Annotated in this window: 15 protein-coding genes; all 15 read right to left on the minus strand. The window is 53.2% G+C overall.

Going from position 1 to position 16,562, the window contains the following annotated elements; translation table 11 throughout:
- Positions 1–341: 341 nt before the first annotated feature.
- Positions 342–1,565, minus strand: a complete 1,224-nt coding sequence (locus tag V3851_RS09335) for an MFS transporter (RefSeq protein ID WP_331846254.1) — start codon at positions 1,563–1,565, stop codon at positions 342–344.
- 52 nt (positions 1,566–1,617) lie between these two features.
- Positions 1,618–2,460, minus strand: coding sequence for an aldo/keto reductase (locus V3851_RS09340; protein WP_331846255.1), 843 nt, complete (start codon positions 2,458–2,460; stop codon positions 1,618–1,620).
- Between the two features lie 430 nt (positions 2,461–2,890).
- Complete coding sequence (locus V3851_RS09345) at positions 2,891–3,382, minus strand: RNA polymerase sigma factor (RefSeq protein WP_331846256.1); 492 nt, start codon at positions 3,380–3,382, stop codon at positions 2,891–2,893.
- 13 nt (positions 3,383–3,395) lie between these two features.
- Positions 3,396–4,325, minus strand: a complete 930-nt coding sequence (locus V3851_RS09350; protein ID WP_331846257.1) for a D-alanyl-D-alanine carboxypeptidase family protein — start codon at positions 4,323–4,325, stop codon at positions 3,396–3,398.
- 205 nt (positions 4,326–4,530) lie between these two features.
- On the minus strand, positions 4,531–5,652 hold the full coding sequence (locus V3851_RS09355) for a sensor histidine kinase (protein ID WP_331846258.1): 1,122 nt from the start codon (positions 5,650–5,652) through the stop codon (positions 4,531–4,533).
- Positions 5,642–6,340 carry a response regulator transcription factor gene (locus V3851_RS09360; protein WP_331846259.1) on the minus strand — a complete coding sequence of 233 codons (699 nt, stop codon included), beginning with the start codon at positions 6,338–6,340 and terminating at the stop codon, positions 5,642–5,644. Before V3851_RS09360 ends, V3851_RS09355 begins: the two co-directional genes overlap by 11 nt.
- 156 nt (positions 6,341–6,496) lie before the next feature.
- Positions 6,497–6,877 (minus strand): sensory rhodopsin transducer, encoded by a 381-nt coding sequence (locus V3851_RS09365; protein ID WP_331846260.1) that lies wholly within the window; start codon positions 6,875–6,877, stop codon positions 6,497–6,499.
- A 29-nt stretch (positions 6,878–6,906) separates the two neighbouring features.
- Positions 6,907–7,941: a glycoside hydrolase family 88/105 protein gene (locus V3851_RS09370; protein WP_331846261.1), complete on the minus strand. Its 1,035-nt coding sequence runs from the start codon at positions 7,939–7,941 to the stop codon at positions 6,907–6,909.
- Positions 7,942–7,992: 51 nt separating this feature from the next.
- Entirely contained in the window at positions 7,993–8,829 is an 837-nt protein-coding gene (locus V3851_RS09375; RefSeq protein ID WP_331846262.1) for a carbohydrate ABC transporter permease, read from the minus strand.
- A gap of 3 nt (positions 8,830–8,832) precedes the next feature.
- Positions 8,833–9,732: a carbohydrate ABC transporter permease gene (locus V3851_RS09380; RefSeq protein ID WP_331846321.1), complete on the minus strand. Its 900-nt coding sequence runs from the start codon at positions 9,730–9,732 to the stop codon at positions 8,833–8,835.
- A gap of 112 nt (positions 9,733–9,844) precedes the next feature.
- Positions 9,845–11,155, minus strand: coding sequence for an ABC transporter substrate-binding protein (locus tag V3851_RS09385; RefSeq protein ID WP_331846263.1), 1,311 nt, complete (start codon positions 11,153–11,155; stop codon positions 9,845–9,847).
- A gap of 135 nt (positions 11,156–11,290) precedes the next feature.
- Positions 11,291–12,838 (minus strand): response regulator transcription factor, encoded by a 1,548-nt coding sequence (locus V3851_RS09390; RefSeq protein WP_331846264.1) that lies wholly within the window; start codon positions 12,836–12,838, stop codon positions 11,291–11,293.
- Entirely contained in the window at positions 12,831–14,552 is a 1,722-nt protein-coding gene (locus V3851_RS09395) for a cache domain-containing sensor histidine kinase (RefSeq protein WP_331846322.1), read from the minus strand. The genes V3851_RS09390 and V3851_RS09395 overlap by 8 nt, the downstream gene beginning before the upstream one ends.
- Positions 14,553–14,801: 249 nt before the next feature.
- Positions 14,802–15,881: a sensor histidine kinase gene (locus V3851_RS09400; protein ID WP_331846265.1), complete on the minus strand. Its 1,080-nt coding sequence runs from the start codon at positions 15,879–15,881 to the stop codon at positions 14,802–14,804.
- Complete coding sequence (locus V3851_RS09405; RefSeq protein ID WP_331846266.1) at positions 15,878–16,558, minus strand: response regulator transcription factor; 681 nt, start codon at positions 16,556–16,558, stop codon at positions 15,878–15,880. Before V3851_RS09405 ends, V3851_RS09400 begins: the two co-directional genes overlap by 4 nt.
- Positions 16,559–16,562: the final 4 nt, after the last annotated feature.

The raw sequence follows: 16,562 nt of genomic DNA on the forward strand, positions 1-16,562 counted from the left end.
GTCGTGGGAAAACGCGAACGAATCTCAGAAGCGCTATGTCGGCCAAAATCCCCGTATCCGGGTTTTAAGGAACTCAGGAGAGCTTATTTGCCGGATTCAGCCGCTCTCTCCCTCAAAAATAGCCAAATAACGATTCTAAGATTCGTTAGTTTCCGGGATCGGCACAAATAGACCAAATAAGGTTCATAGGATTCGTTAAATGTTCTCACTGCTTCAAATTGCAACCTAAAAAGCGGCTATATCCTTGAGGATATAACCGCTAAACGTTGGACAGGACAGCATTGCCCCTGCTTCGGGTTCTGCCTCTGCTTCTATGTCACCGTTCCGTCATTTCCCTCCGGCTATGCCGCCTTCAGCGCCTTATCCTTCGGCAGCAGCACGGTCAGCAGACCGAGCAGCGGCAGGTAGGAGCTAAGCTGCATGATGAACTGGATTCCCCACTGGTCGGCGAAATGGCCGAGCACCGCGGAGCCGAGTCCGCCCAGGCCAAAGGAGAGGCCAAAGAACAGGCCCGACACCAGGCCCACCTTCCCCGGCAGCAGCTCTTGGGCGTAAACGACGATAATTGAAAATGAGGACGACATGATAAATCCGGCCAGCACGACAAGTACGCCGGACCAGAACAGGTTGGCGTAAGGAAGCAGCAGCGAGAAAGGCGCCGCTCCGAGAATCGACAGCCAGATAATATTCTTGCGCCCGTAGCGGTCGGCCATCGGCCCGCCGAAGAAGGTACCGACGGCAGCAGCCGCCAGAAAGGCGAAAACGTACCACTGCGCCGCGCTCTTTCCGACGCCGTAGTGATCCATCATGAAGAAGGCATAGAAGTTGGAAATGCTGATGGAATACACGTTTTTGGAGAACACCAAAAGCACAAGCACGCTGATCGCCAGCCCCACCTGCTTTTTGCCCAGCGGCGACTTTTTCTCCGCCGCAGCCTTTTTGGCGGTACCGGCGCGCGGGACCGGGCGGATATTCAGGGAGGCGTACCATCTGGCGACAAAGAGCTGGATAAGGATGGCCGCCACCGCCGCCAGAGCGAACCAGGCCACGCTGCGCTGGCCGAGCGGGATGAAGATGAGCGCCGTCATCAGCGGGCCAAGCGAGGTGCCGATATTGCCGCCGACCTGAAAGATCGACTGCGCCAGACCGCGCCGGTCGCCGGCCGCCAGGTACGCCACCCGGGAGGATTCCGGGTGAAATACGGATGAACCCAGCCCGATGCAGGCCACGGCCAGCAAAATGAAGCTGTATGCGGGCGCGTACGCCAGCATGACGACGCCCGCCAGGGTAAAGCATACGCCGAGCGGCAATATGTACGGACGGGGGCGGATATCCGAATACAGCCCCACGAGCGGCTGGAACACCGACGCCGTGATGTTCATGGCAAAGGAAATCCATCCGATCTGGCCGTAAGTCAGGGCAAGCGAATCCCGCAAAACCGGAAACAGGGCGGGTATGGCCGATTGCATCGTATCGTTCAGCAAGTGCACCAGGCTGATCGCAAACAGGATCGGGTATACCGTAAAAGCCTGTGAAGCGGTTTTGCCTGTTGCCGATTTATTCATTCAAACCTCTCCATCCGGGATCAACTATGATTCGATTCAGGCAAATCAGACATTAGAAATTGAAATTGTCCGGATCGGAACCGAAACGTTTGTTTTGGTTCAAGCCGTCGATGGCGGCGATATCTTCGGCGCTCAGCTCGAAGTCGAAAATATCGGCGTTTTCAATAATCCGGGATTCGGTAACGGATTTCGGAATCGTGATAACGCCAACCTGGAGATCCCAGCGCAAAATGACCTGTGCCGCGGTTTTTCCGTATTTTTTGCCGATGGATACCAAAGTGTCGTTCGTCAACAGGTTGCCCTGACCGAGCGGGGACCAGGCTTCAAGGCGAATGCCTTTTCCTTTGGCGAATTTCAGCAGTTCCTTCTGCGTCAGCTGCGGATGCAGCTCCACTTGGTTTACCGCCGGAACGACGGTTGCCTCGCCCAGCAAATCCTCCAAGTGATGAATTTGGAAATTGCTCACGCCGATCGCGCGGACCTTCCCCTCTTTGTAAACTTTCTCCAACGCACGCCACGTATCTTTATATTTTCCTTTTACCGGCCAGTGGACAAGGAACAAATCGATGTATTCGAGATTCAGCTTCGCGAGGCTTGTCTCGAACGCTTCCAGCGTCGTGTCGTAGCCTTGCATGCTATTCCATACTTTCGAGGTAATGAACAGCTGGTCACGGGTCAAGCCGTTCTCTTCCATCGCTTCCCGGACCGCTTGGCCGACGCCCTCTTCGTTGTTGTATGCGGCGGCGGTGTCGATGCTGCGGTAACCGGCGCGGATCGCCGCTTTAACGGCTCGAATGACCTCTTCGCCTTCCTTGGCTTTGAATACGCCAAGACCAAACCACGGCATCTCTACCCCATTATTCAGTTTCACGGTATCCTGCAAAGTATTAGGCATGAATTTATTTCCTCCTTATATTTTTCTATTGGGGAATATATTCCACCTCATCTATTATGAACGACATCCGCCAAAACTTCAAAGTGTCCCGGGCATTTCCTTGGATTTTAGATTTACCTGTATAACCTGCAGTTAATTTTGCATTATATGAGCTTCGGCTCTATTTAGCTGGAAAACATACAGTTATTTCGCCTTTACTTAAACTCATTTTAGTATTTTCGGCAAATTAACAGCAGGTTTTCCAGTTAATCTCGCTCTGTACGGGAAAAACCCAAATTTAACTAGAGGAAATACAGTTATTATCTCAGGACAGAAGTATTTCCCCAATAAGCGCAACAAAAAAGGGCCTCTCGGCCCAAAAAGTCTTTACCTCAATAAAATTTCTTTCGCGAATCCGCTTCGTGCGCGAATCCCCGATCCTTCTTGCGGATTACGCCGTCTCGGAGGTTTTGCGCAATTTTTGCCTTGCCCGGTACAGCAAAATTTTGAAATGCGAGAGCCCGATCCCCATCAAATTGGCCGATTCCTGATACGAAAAGCCGTGAATATCGTAGAGCAGCACCGCATGCTGCTGGTTGGGCGCAAGCTGCGATAGCATGGCGTACAATTCCGCACGATTTTCCGCCGACAGCACATGGGCTTCCGGGGTTTCCTCCGTCGGTACATTGTGAAAAAAATCATCCTCGTACAAGGAAGAACGGCTCTCCTTGCGCAATCGGTCAATATAAGCATTATGCGCGACGCGCAGCAGCCAGGCTTTCACTTTCTTGCCCTCCAGATCGTCCAGCCGGCCCAAGGCCCGGCAAAACGCTTCCTGCATCAGATCCTCGGCATTATGATGATTCCGGCAAAGGTAATACAAATAACGGTAAACATCATTTTTATATTCACGATAAATCATATCCATCGATTGCTTGTTCATCTCTGGTTCCCCCTCAGACTCCAAACCCGTAGTCCAGCAGCTTCACCGTGTCCGACCAGACCCCCTGCTCGCTGGAATGAAGCACTACGGTAATTAGTTCTCTATTATCCCGGACGGCGGAGCCGACAAGGCAGTAGCCCGCGTCGTCCGTATACCCGGTTTTTACGCCGCTCGCGCCCTGAAATTGCCACTCGCCGCCGAGCAGTTTATTTCTGTTTTCGAATACATGCGCTCCCTGTCCTGCCGCCGTGCCGGTCCGGTACTCGGTCTGCCCCACGATGCTGCGGAATATATCGTTATCGAGCGCGCCCCTTGCGATCAGCGCCATATCATACGCGGTAGTGTAATGGTCAGGATCGTGCAGACCGTGCGGGTTGACGAAATGGCTGCGGGTGGCCCCGAGCTCTTCGGCCTTCTCGTTCATCATCCCGGCAAAATAGTCCATCGCCCGCTCCGGCTCCATCTCCTCTCCCGTTTCGAGCAGGGCCACATAGACCGCCGCCGTTCTGGCCGCATCGTTGCCCGAAGGCAGCAGCATCGCAGCCGTCAAATCCCTGACCGTCAGCTTTTCTCCAGGGACCAACCCGGCCGAGCTCTCGTCCGCCGCCCGCTGCAGCACCTCGTCCCCGACCGTCACCTGGACGTCCGGATCGCTCTTCTCCAGCAGGATCAAGGCGGTTAATATTTTCGTCGTGCTTGCCGGGTACATCTTTTTCCGTTCATGGTCGCCGTATAGAAGCTCTCCCGTCTCCCGGTCCATCACCATAACGGCTCGGCCTTCCAATCCGGAAAGCTCGGGAGTCGCCAGGTCGCGCCATTTTCGCTCCACGCCTTCGATCAACTTCGTCCCTTGCGCCTGCACATTTTCATACGATAATTTGTCATGAAACAGAACGATCAGGACGAGCAGTACCAAAAAGAATACGTATTTTTTTCTAAACAAACTCCAACCCCTCTTCCTAACGCCTTGCCGCAATTCTTGACTTTACGATTAACATTATCCCGCCTAGAGTTTGCGTTCCGTATAAGAAATTCTTAAGATTTCCTTAAGATTTCTCTGCGGATTTCTTAATCCGGTTTTTCGAAGGTACAAAAAATAGCCGGATCAGGGAGTCGTCCCTAACCCGGCCGTTACTTCGGCTCTTCAATTATACCCTTCGCAGACCGCCCCCCGCTTCATTCGGATCCCGGGCGAGCCTGACGGTGAACGCGGTCCGGTACTCGTCGCTTTCCACCGTAATGACGCCGTCATGCAAATCGACGATATGCTTGGCAATCGCAAGCCCGATACCCGAGCCGCCGGTTTGCTTGGCACGAGATTTCTCTACCCGGTAGAAGCGGTCGAACAAATGCGGCAAATCCGATTCGGGGATGGGATCCCCGTAGTTGATCACTTCGGTGACCACATCGTTCCCGTCGATCCGGCCGCGAATATCCAGCAGTTTGCCGTCGCTGCCGTAGCGGATCGCATTCGTGATCAAATTTTCGTACACCCGGCGCAGCTTGTCCCCGTCGGCGACGACGTACAGCGGCTGCTGGCCCATAAAGAGGCGGCACTCCATTCCGTTCTCCTGCAGCTGCCAGCCGAAATGAGCCGAGATCTGGTGCAGCATTTCCGTCAGATTGATTCTCGTCTTCTGCAGTTCCATTTCCTTGTTCTGCAACCGCGTATACTCAAACAAGTCCTGGAGCAGCTGCTTCAGGCGCAAGGATTCTTCGTACGCCATATTGACGTAGTAGCGGAGCTCGACCTCATCGCGGTAGCGGTCCTGATCAATGAGACCCAAATACCCGGTAATCGAGGTGAGCGGCGTCCGCAGGTCATGCGAAACGTTCGTAATCAGCTCGTTCTTCGTCTGCTCGGCCCGCCGTTCTTCCTCCATGGAGGTTCTAAGCCGCTCCACCATCCGGTTGATGTCCGTGGCGAGCTGGCCGAGCTGACCGACATTTTCCACCGGAATTTTCGTCACGGAACCTTCCTCCAGCCGGTGCACTTCCTCGATCAGCAGCTTGAGGTATCTTTGCTCGTGACGGCGCACGCTCCGGCGGTAGAAATAAAGGGCAAACAGCACCATGATCGGTACTCCGGCCAAATAATACGCTTCCGGAAAACCGATATTGCGGTTGATCCACAGAATAAGCCGATTGAACGTCAGCGTCGGAAAAAAGACATAAAACGCTCTCGCCAGTAAAACCAGCAGGAGCAAGGAAACAAGCGACGTGACAATCGTCCAGAACAGCCAAGCGAGGACCCTTAAGCTAGCCTTCAATTTTGTAGCCGACCCCCCATACCGTCCGGATCAGCTTCTCACCGTCCATCTCTTTCTCCAGCTTGTCCCGCAGCCTGCTGATATGCACCGTCACGGAATTGTTGCTGCCCTCGAAGTATTTGTCTTTCCAGATCAATTCAAAAATTTCTTCGGATCCGAATACACGGCCGGGATGGCTTGCCAACAGGAACAAAATACCGAACTCGATCGGTGTAAGTTTGACGGACCTTCCGTCCACGGTCGCCGTATGGGTCTCCTTGTCGATCGACAGCGAGCCCAATTTGATAATATGCTCCTGCTGCGCCTGCGGAGGCTGCACGGCATATGAGGATCTCCGCAGCAGCGATTTCACCCGGGCCACCAGCTCCAGCGGATTAAACGGCTTGACCATATAATCGTCGGCCCCGGTCATCAGCCCGGTTATTTTATCCATATCGCCGTCCTTGGCGCTGAGCATCAGAATCGGGGTCGTGCGGGTTTCCCTGATTTTCATGCATACCGATATGCCGTCGAGCCCCGGCATCATCAAATCGAGCACGACCAGATCGATCTCTTCCCGGTCCATCAGCTCCAGCGCCGTCAGACCGTTGTCCGCCCGCTGAACGGCATATCCTTCATTAAGCAAGTAAATCTCGATCAGCTTTGCAATCTTTTCGTCATCATCCACAATCAGAATTTGTTTGCTCATATCTTCAATTCATCCTTTAATTAACATGGCTAATGGATAGTTTCCTACACTCCATCATACCATGACACCCGGATGAAAGAACAAACAAAAAGGTTAAGAAAACCTTCGATCGCCGAAGTTTCGATTACATTTTGATGACAAAATCTTAATAAAACACTACTCCAGCGGAAATGCCATTACACTCATCAGCGCCAATTCGGCCTGCGTACTGTCTAGCCTGCTGTACTGCACGATCACGGCCCGATCGCTCTCCACCGTCATCGCGTAAGGAACGCCGGGCGGAATAGACTGCCCGTCACTGCTCAACCCGGCCGTTCTGATATGCTTTGTCCGGCGCCCGCCCACGGTCTCCACGATGTTCTCAAGCGGCTCTCTGTCCTCAAAGTAGATTGTAATGTTAAGCTTCGCCGGGAGATCGCCGAAGTTCAATACACAGATGCTCTCATGACTGGTCATTTGTCCGCTGCTCTCCGGCGGAATATACCCGTCCGGGATAACCCAGAGCGTTTTGCCCCGGGCTTGCTCGAATTGTGCCATCCAGTTCCCCTCCCCCTTCCTTCCATCCGTTATCCGAACGGATTGTTTTTCGTCCTAAGCACCTCGGCAAGATAAGCCAGCGCAAGGCCCTGTCCCCAGCCTTGAATCCGCTTCTTGGCAACTTCCTTGTACCCGTCAACGTTCTTCATGACCGCAGTGCCTGCGGATACGTCGGCAACCGTCCCGTCTTCGCGAATTCGGGATAATATCCCTTCAAGCGCCTTCTGCGAATACTTGGCGTATAGACGACCCTGCATCAATACGGCCGCGGCGATGCCAGCGGATGCCGAAGTCTCAAGATAGGAGGAAGCATCGTCCAGCACGGTATGCCATAGCCCTTCCGGCGACTGGAGGCGGACCAGCGCCGCGAGCTGGTCGCGGAGCGAGCCTTCGATGATCATAAATGAAGGATGGGTCACTTCCACCAGCTTCAGCGCTTTGGCCATCGTCAAGGCGGCCCAAGCGTTGCCGCGGGCCCAGAATACGCCAGACATGTTGTTTTGATTTACATGGTCCCAGCCGTGATAGTACAGATTCGTCTCCTGGTTTTGCAAAAATTGTTCGTGGCCGTGATATTGCCGCAGCCCGTCCTCGATATATACCCGGTTGCCCAGCAGATAGCCGATGCGCAGCAAAAAATATCCCGCCATAAACATCGTGTCCACCCAAGCTTGCTCGGGAAAAACATCGCTCAGCGAATTTACGGTATGCTGGAAAATGCCGTCCGCGAAGCGCTCCGCCTGATTTTGCAGAAATTGCGCCATTTCAATGGCGATATCCATATATTTCTGTTCTCCCGTAGCCTGGTACAGGGTGAGGAGGCTGTGGCCGATGGATACGCCGTTTACCGAAAGCTTAGGCAGCCCTTCGACGATATTCTCGTCAACCCAGGTTTGGAGCGCTGCCAGATATTCCTCCCTGCCTGTGGCTTCATAGGCCTCGCATACCCCGTAAAAGGCGACCCCTCCGGGCCAATCCCAGGAAAAATCCATCCGGAATGTCCGCTCTACGACGCGGTGGATCACGTCCTTAATCTGTTGCTCATCAAAAGTAAAAGCCGGCATTATTCATTTTCGCTCCTTTCAATTTAACGCCCCGGATTTCGCCTTAAGTCACTATCCTTTCAGACCGCTTGTACTGATCCCTTCGACAATTTGCTTCTGGAAGATAAAGAAAATGATCATGACGGGCACGAGGCTGATGACGGACATCGCGAACATCGGTCCCCAGTTGGACACGGACTCGCTGTCCAGGAACATTTTCAACCCCATCGAAACCGTATATTTGGCCGGAGAATTCAAATACAGCACCGGTCCGAGCAGATCCTCCCATCGCCAGTAAAAAGAAAAGATCGCTGCCGTCGCCATGGAAGGGCGGATCAGCGGAAGTATGATATTGTAGTACAGCCGGAACTTCCCGCACCCGTCGATGGTTGCCGCCTCGTCAAGCTCTTGCGGTATAGTGCGGATAAATTGCAGCATCAGGAAAATGAAGAAAGGCACGCCGAAAAATTGCGGAACGACGATCGGCCTAATGCTGTCCAGCCATCCGAGCTTCGTGTAAATTACGTACTGCGGCACCAGCACCACATCCGCGGGCAGCATCAGCGTCATCATCATGATGCCGAACCACAGACCGTGGCCGACGAATTTATTCCGGGCAAACCCGAAGGCGACCAGGGAGCTCGACAGCACAGCCCCTATGGTAGCGATGATGACAATGACAAGCGAGTTCTTGATAAATACGCCGAACGAATACCCGGCGATGCCTTCCCAGCCTTGCGAGTAGTTGCCCCATACCCAAGGGTCGGGGATAAGCTGCCGGGCCGTCGCGAACACAAGCCGGCTTTCCTTGAACGAGCTCATGATCATCCACAGAATCGGATACAGCATGACGATGGCAAGCCCGCCGATCAGGATATGATAGACCGGCCACTTCAATTTATTTCGCATCGGTCATTTGCCTCCTTCCGATTCGTAGAAAACCCACGATCTGGAGGTCTTGAACAAGATACCCGTCATGATGCCGACGATGAGCAGCATCACCCAAGCCATGGCCGAAGCGTATCCCATGTTATTGAACATGAACGCCTGGCGGAACAAATACAGCGAATATAGCATCGTGCCGTCCATCGGACCGCCTTCGCCCTTGGAAATAATATACGCCGGTACAAAGGTCATAAATGCGCTGATCGTCTGCATGACAAGATTGAACAGAATGACGGAGCTGAGCAGCGGCAGCGTAATTTTGAAAAATTTTCGAAAGAACCCCGCTCCGTCCACACTGGCCGCTTCGTACATTTCGCCGGGGATATTTTTCAGCCCCGCAAGGAAAATCAGCATGGATGAGCCGAACTGCCAGACGGACAGCGTAATCAGCATGAACAAGGCGGCTTGCGGATCACCGAACCAACTGACCGGACCGATGCCGAACAGGCCGAGAAAACCGTTGATAATCCCCGTGTCGCTGAATATGTTACGCCACATTATCGACACGGCCACACTGCCGCCGATGATCGACGGCAGGTAATAAATCGTCCGATAGGCGCCGACCGCTCTGGAGCTTGTGTTAAGGATCATAGCCACGAACAGGGCGAACATCAGCCTGAGCGGTACGCCGAGGAATACATAAGTAAACGTGACTTTTAAGGATTGCAAATATTTAGGATCGTTCGTAAACATTTTGATGTAATTGTCCAGCCCCACCCAGGTGGGCGAGGCGAACAAATTGTATTTGGTAAACGAAAGATACAAGGACACAATCATCGGGATCAGCGTAAAGGACAGGAAACCGATGACAAACGGACCTATGAACGCATATCCGGTCAAATTTTGCTTAAGCCTTTTATTCAGCATTTTTTTGCGGATGACGGGCATGCCCTGATTCAGCGGTCTTTCAAGACTCAAAGCGACCAACTCCTCACCTGTATGTGTTTAAGCGGCATGGACGTCGGATAACGTCTCATGATCAGCGGTTGGCAAGGATGGCGTTCGCTTCCGTTCTGAATTGCGCGGCGGCCGCATCCGGTTCAATTTTTCCAAAATTCAATTGTTCGGCTAGGTCCGTCAACAGGGCGACTACTTCAGGTGATCCTACAGGCGGACTCATCGGCGAGGTTTTCGGTTCCATTTCGGCCACAAACTCAAACACCTGCTTTTCGGCCTCGCTTAAGCTCCCGCCAAGCGCTTCCTTGATTTTGTTCGAAATCGGCACACCGCGTTCGCCTTTGATAATCAGATTCGCTTCCTCGCTGTTCGTCCAGAAATCGATAAACTTGGCCGCTTCCTCCTTGGCCGCGGAATTGGAAGTGATCGACCAGTACATACTAGGCTGCATGTACAGCCCTTTCTCCATGCCCGGGCCCGGCATCGGCGCCAGCGCCATCGGACGGTTAACCGCTTTTTGCAGACTTACATACTGGTTGGACCACTGCCAAACTCCTATGCCCGTTCCCTTGACGATATCCGATTCCTCGATTACGCCTTTATTCTGGCTCAGCTTATCCTGAGTCGGTACCGCTCCTTCCTCGATCAGCCCGGACAGCATGCCGAAGAACTCGACGAACAAATTGTCGTCCTCATAACCCAGCGCGGAACCGTCATTGTTGTAAAGCGAGAAGCCGTTGCTCCGCAAATAATAGTTAAAAAACACGTCCGCGGTCATCGATCCGTCCATGAACAAACCGGCATCTCTGGCTTTCAAGGCAATTTCTTTGTACTGATCCCAGGTCCAATTCTCCGGAATGCTGTCCACTCCCGCTTTTTTCAGCAGGGCCGGGTCATAATTGAGTCCCAGGACGTTGACTCCCATCGGAATCCCATACTGTTTACCCTCGATATTCCCGGTACTGAGCACATTCTCGTTCACATCGCCGACCTGGATCTGGTTGTTCAAATAGGGCGCCAAATCCTCCAGTTGGCCGTTGCTGCCGTACTGGTTAATATAGGAGATGTCCATTTGGATGATGTCCGGCAGCCGGTTGGCCGCCGCCTGCGGGGCCAGCTTTTTCCAGTAATCGTCGAATGAAGCGTATTCGGCCTCGATTTTTACGTTCGGATTTTGCTCCTCATACATATCGATAATTTGCTGCGTATAGGTGTGGCGGTTATCGGAGCCCCACCATGCGATCCGCAGGGTTACTTCTTTGTTGGAATTCCCCGATCCTCCCGTATTCGCCGGAGCGGTCGACGCTCCGGTATTTTCGCTTTTCCCGCCGCATCCCGAAAGAACAGTAACAAGCAGGAGCGCCGCCGCCAGCAAGGCCGGTTTCTTCTTCATTTGAATCTCCCCTTATTATTCAATGTACAGAAGAGCATACATTTTGGATGTTAGCGCTTCCATAAATGAATTCTGACATACCGGGAGGAGGTTTCAAATACAAAAATCCGTCCTTTTCGGTTAAAAATCCGTCTTTCATACCTTCATGAAATCCGTGGGCGTCCGCCCTGTCACTTTCTTGAATACCTGGCTGAAATATTGGGCGTTGCAGCCGAACCCGAACATCCCGGCCAGCTCGAATACTTTGACGTCGCCGCTGCGCAATATGTACTCCGAAGCCTTCTCGATCCGGATCCGGGTCACGTAATTGGAGAACTTTTCTCCGGTCACCTTTTTGAAGATTTTGCCGAGATAATCGGGGTTCATATATAGCATTTCCCCGGCGACATAGCCGAGCGACAGATCCTCGTTGTGATAATTGTCTTCGATGATTTGGATCATTTTGCTCACCACGGAAAAATGGCGGGATACATGCTGCCTTTCGTAGAGAGACGTCAGCCGTTCCGCGGCTTCCTTGACATAGACTTCCAAGCCGGACAAGGTGGTCGTTTCCGCCAACGAAGCCATTCCCGAAGTAAAGGCGGCCCGCTCTTCAGGAGGGCATAACCGGATCATCGCGGAATAAAGCTGAAGCACATAGGAACGGGTCACACCGATTTCCAGGCGCATGTCTGACAACTTGCCGAACAAAAGGTTGAGTTCCTGCTCCACCGCCTCTTTGTCGCCCGCTTTGATCAACCGCGAAATCTCTTCCTCGTTCATATTCAGCTCCAACGCCTCGGACGGCTCTTCCTGCGGCAGGTCGCCTTGTGTGATCATACTCCCCTTGCCGAGATAAAAACGGTGGTTCATGCACTGTAAAGTTTGTCTGTATAATCTGCGCGAATCCGGCATCGGTCCCGGATCGCTGACGGCAGCCGTCACTTCGATATTGTAAAATTTGCGGAATACGGATCGGACTTCCTCCACTTGTGCGAGCAGCATGCTTTCGGAAACCGTATGTTCCGCCATGATCAGCAGATCGCCGCCGATCGTTGAGGCGAACAGCACATCCTTCACGATATCCCGCGCAATATTTTGCAGAGCGAACAAATGCTCATATTCATAGGAATCTTCCAGGCGGAGCAGCAGCAGCCGGATCTCCTTGCACCCGAGCTCCATGCCGAACAATTCCTGATAGTACTCCAGATCGCGATTTCCGAAGTTTTTGTTCGATATCCATTCTTTGAGGAACTGCTCCTTTACATGGGGCAGCATTTTGGTGAACCGCTCCTTCATCACGTTAAGGAACTCCTCCCGCTCATCCTCGCAACGGCATTCCTCGACCAGTTCCAGGAGCGCTTTATGTATCTGGCCTTCATTGCAGGGCTTTAGTAAATAATGCTTCACTCCGAATTTCATCGCCGTGCGGGCATAATCGAAGTCCTTGTACCCGGTCAGCATCACAAACTTCATATTGGGGTATTTCCCGCTGGCCCGCTCCGCCAAACCAAGTCCGTCGAGCCCGGGCATGGCGATATCCGTGATGACAATCTCCGGCCTTAACGCTTCGATCTTGTCCATGGCCTCGATTCCGTTCTTTGCCGTACCCGCAAGCTCCGTACCGGCGGCATGCCAATCCACCACCCGGGAGATCCCTTCCAGGATCAAACGTTCATCGTCAACCAGAAGAACTTTATACATATCCGGATTCTCCTTTAACATAAGGAATTCGTAAGTGAATGATCGTACCCGCGCCGACTTCGCTTTCAATCTCGGCTCCCCAGTTCGGACCGTAGATAAGTTGAATGCGCTCGGTGATGTTGGCAAGCCCGATCCCTTCTCCGCGGGTCTGGATCTTGCCGGCCTTCAAGTCCTTAATAAATTCGGGCGACATCCCCGGGCCGTTATCCTTTACCCGGATATGGAGAGCTTGCTCCTGCCGGAGTACCGAGATCGAGATGGTGCATGGTTCGATCTTAGGTTCCAGCGCGTACCGGATGGCGTTTTCCACCAGCGGCTGGAGGGTCAATTTAGGAATACAGGCGTCCAGCAGCTCTTCCGGCACATCCGTATGAAAGTCAAGCCGCTCTTCAAACCTAATTTGCTGAATCGTCACATAGCTGTGTACGATGCCCATCTCTTTAGCCAGCGTGATCAGCGGTTCCTTAAGCCCGATAGAGCTGCGCAGCAAAAATCCGAGCGCCTCCACCATCTCGGAGATTTGATATTGCTTGTTCATTTTGGCCAGCCAGTTGATCGATTCCAGCGTATTGTACAAAAAGTGGGGATTGATTTGCGCTTGCAGCGCCTTTAATTCGGTTTCTCTGATCATTAACTGCTTGGCGTAATTTTCATCGATCAGCTCCCGGATTCTGCGGATCATCATCTTGAAGGTGCGGTTGAGCTGGCTAACCTCGTCTTGCTCGGAGTTCGACACTACCCCCAAAGCCTGTTCCTCCAAATTATCGAGATCGCCCTTCTCGATCCGGCGCATTCTTTGAGTCAGCCTCTGTATAGGCCTTACGATACTGCCGGCCAAACGGTAGGCCAACAGCAGACCCACAAGCAAAATTAGGGCAAAAATCGCAACAACAAGCCGTTTGACGAAGGTAATCTGTTGAAACATATTGTTAAACGGGGTGGCGTTGATGTAGGTCCAGACGTTATACGAAGACTGTGTTTTGGTGACAAAATAAACCCCGCTCTCGTAAGTCGCCGTCCGATAGGGCTCGGAACGGGCGATCTCCGCGGCAAGCTCGGAATCGGATAAGATCGGCAGGGTCGGATAAACCGCTTTGCCCGTCTGGCCGTCCGTAATGATCAATTGACCGTCGTCGGAATCAAACGACGTGTTGTCCTCCACTATCCGGTCCATCCGGATGCGCACGGCCAGCGTGCCGAGATTGTCGAGCGTGAAGGTCGAGCCGGTGTAGGATTTAATTTGCCTGACGGCGAGAAGCGAGGATTTCCCACCTTGCGTATACCATACGTTCGAACCGCTGGCGGCCATCGCCAGCGGAACGATCTCCTCCCGCAACTGCTGCGAGAAGCCTTCGCGATTCCCGGCCGTAATCATGCCCCCTTCGGTATCGAAAATAATCATGGAATAAACGTATTTCTCCGACCCGGCAAACGCGACCAGCCGGTTGATGATCCGGTTTTGCAGAACCTGCTTTTCGTAGGGCGTTGCCACCGTGGGGAGATCTCTTAAGGCTTGCTGGATTTGTTCGTCCGATGCCACGTTGAAGGACAACTGCTCCATCTCTCTAAGTGAGCTTTCGATGCTGACGGAGGACATATTCAGAACTTGCGAGGATTTCTCATAGATTTGTTTATCGTAAATCGAATACACATATTGTAATACGGTGATCGAGAAGATGAACGAGATCAGCAGCAAAAACGTAATCAAGATCATCGTCTTGTTGAAAATGCCCGAGTTTTTCCATTTGATGCTTCCGAGCGGCAAAAGGGTGTCTCCCTTCCCGGTATTCCCCCAAGGTTGCATAATTGATTATGTACGGGTCTACCTCTTTTTTATTTTTGACTCTATCATAATTGAAAACGCTTGCTTAAAAAAGACTAAAAAGACCCGTGCATGGAATCCGACGATTCCCGAACGGGTCAATTCGTTATAGAACATTCAAGGGCTCAGTAAGCTTACGACCTATTTCCAATTATAAGGAATCCTAACAGTGAACCGGGTTCCCTGGCCGGGGACGGAATGCACCGAAATTTCCCCCCGATGGATTTCCGCGATCTTCTTGACGATGGAGAGACCGAGACCGCTTCCCCCGACCGCCCGGTTCCGGGATTTGTCCGCCTTGTAAAACCGCTCGAAAATGTGGAGCAAATCCTGCTGCCCGATTCCGATCCCCGTGTCGGCCACGGTTACCGTAGCGAAGTCCTTGCCTGCCGATAGCTTGAAGGCGATCTCCCCGCCCGCAGGGGTAAATTTGATGCTGTTATGGAGCAGGTTCATCCATACCTGGCCGAGCAGGTCTTCCACGGCCTCCACCTCGGTTTCGTCGGCTTCCAGGGTCACCTGTATTCCTTTGCCCAGCCACTGCGGCTCCGTCGCGAGAATCACGCTTTTCAACTGCCGGTCCAGCCGGATGCGGCGCGTATCCATGGAAGCCCGGTCCGTTTCGAGCGAGGACAGCTTCAGTAAATTGTCGCTCATCTGCGACAGCCGTCGGCTCTCGGATTCGATAATATCCAAATAATGCTCCCGCTGCTCCGCAGGCAGCGCGGGATTGCGCAGGGCCCGGGCAAAGCCGCCGATCGAGGTCAGCGGGGACTGGATCTCATGCGACACATTGGAGATGAAATCCTGCCGCATCATTTCCATTTGCCCGAGCGCTCCGGCCATCTCGTTGATGCTGTCGACGATTTGTTTGTTGAAATCTCCCCGCCGGTTCGGATATTCCAGCTTGACGGAGAAATCCCCTTTGGCGATGCGCCGGATCGCATCGATGATCGTGGTCAGCAGAATCATTTCTTTGCGGCGGAAGAACAGCCCCATTACCATGAAAAACAGGATGCAAAATACGAAGCCCAAAATCACGTTAAACAGATCGGCAAAATAATCCCACGAAGGCCGACCGGTATAAACGTACAACGCTTCGGTTAAATAAGTCGCCCCCGTCCAGGACATCGCAAGTACGGCGAAAAAGAGAGCAAGCTGCAAAACATGCCCAATGACACGCAAGACCGCCTTCAGCATCCGGGCAACGCGTTGTTTCACTCCCCGGTCACCTCCAGCCGGTAACCCAGACCCCGGATCGTCTTGATCCGGAACCCGAATTCCTCTTCCCCGAACCGCTCGCGGAGCCGGTTGATATGAACGTCCAGCGTCCGCTCGTTGCCTTCGAAATCGTAGCCCCAGATCTCTTCGATGAGCTGTTCCCGGGACAAAGTCCGCCCGGGATTGGCGCCAAGGCGAAACAGCAGCTCGAATTCTTTAAGCGGCAGCGTGAAGCTACGATCCCCGCCCGCAACTTCAAACGTGCTGCGGTTCATGCGGATGCCGCTGATCGCGACGGTCTGGGAAGCGATGATCTGATACCGCTTCAACAGCGCCTTCACGCGGGCGATCAGCTCGGCGGGCTCGAACGGCTTGACCAGATAATCGTCCGTTCCGAGCTCGAACCCTTTGACGAGCTGCCTGGTCTCCCCTTTGGCCGTCAGCATCAGCAGCGGCATGTCGTTGTATAGCCGCCGCAGTTCGCGGCACAATTCCCAGCCGTCCATATTCGGCATCATGATGTCGAGGATGACGAGGTCGGCGCGCGCCTGTTCCAAGGCGGCGAGCGCCTTCTTGCCGTCCTCGGCCTCGGCCGTTTCCATCCCGGCTTCCTCCAGGAAGACCCGCACCAGTTCGCGGATATGCGGGTCGTCGTCAACGATAAGTATTTTGGCCATGCTA

The sequence above is a fragment of the Paenibacillus haidiansis genome, from assembly GCF_036553665.1.
Classification (GTDB): Bacteria; Bacillota; Bacilli; order Paenibacillales; family Paenibacillaceae; genus Fontibacillus; species Fontibacillus haidiansis.

Coding starts and splice junctions, on each gene's coding strand:
- V3851_RS09370 (WP_331846261.1), bottom strand. CDS start 7,941: ATGCCGGCTTTTACTTTTGATGAGCAACAGATTAAGGACGTGATCCAC.
- V3851_RS09345 (WP_331846256.1), bottom strand. CDS start 3,382: ATGAACAAGCAATCGATGGATATGATTTATCGTGAATATAAAAATGAT.
- V3851_RS09340 (WP_331846255.1), bottom strand. CDS start 2,460: ATGCCTAATACTTTGCAGGATACCGTGAAACTGAATAATGGGGTAGAG.
- V3851_RS09335 (WP_331846254.1), bottom strand. CDS start 1,565: ATGAATAAATCGGCAACAGGCAAAACCGCTTCACAGGCTTTTACGGTA.
- V3851_RS09380 (WP_331846321.1), bottom strand. CDS start 9,732: ATGCTGAATAAAAGGCTTAAGCAAAATTTGACCGGATATGCGTTCATA.
- V3851_RS09375 (WP_331846262.1), bottom strand. CDS start 8,829: ATGCGAAATAAATTGAAGTGGCCGGTCTATCATATCCTGATCGGCGGG.
- V3851_RS09405 (WP_331846266.1), bottom strand. CDS start 16,558: ATGGCCAAAATACTTATCGTTGACGACGACCCGCATATCCGCGAACTG.
- V3851_RS09385 (WP_331846263.1), bottom strand. CDS start 11,155: ATGAAGAAGAAACCGGCCTTGCTGGCGGCGGCGCTCCTGCTTGTTACT.
- V3851_RS09360 (WP_331846259.1), bottom strand. CDS start 6,340: ATGAGCAAACAAATTCTGATTGTGGATGATGACGAAAAGATTGCAAAG.
- V3851_RS09365 (WP_331846260.1), bottom strand. CDS start 6,877: ATGGCACAATTCGAGCAAGCCCGGGGCAAAACGCTCTGGGTTATCCCG.
- V3851_RS09395 (WP_331846322.1), bottom strand. CDS start 14,552: ATGATCTTGATTACGTTTTTGCTGCTGATCTCGTTCATCTTCTCGATC.
- V3851_RS09390 (WP_331846264.1), bottom strand. CDS start 12,838: ATGTATAAAGTTCTTCTGGTTGACGATGAACGTTTGATCCTGGAAGGG.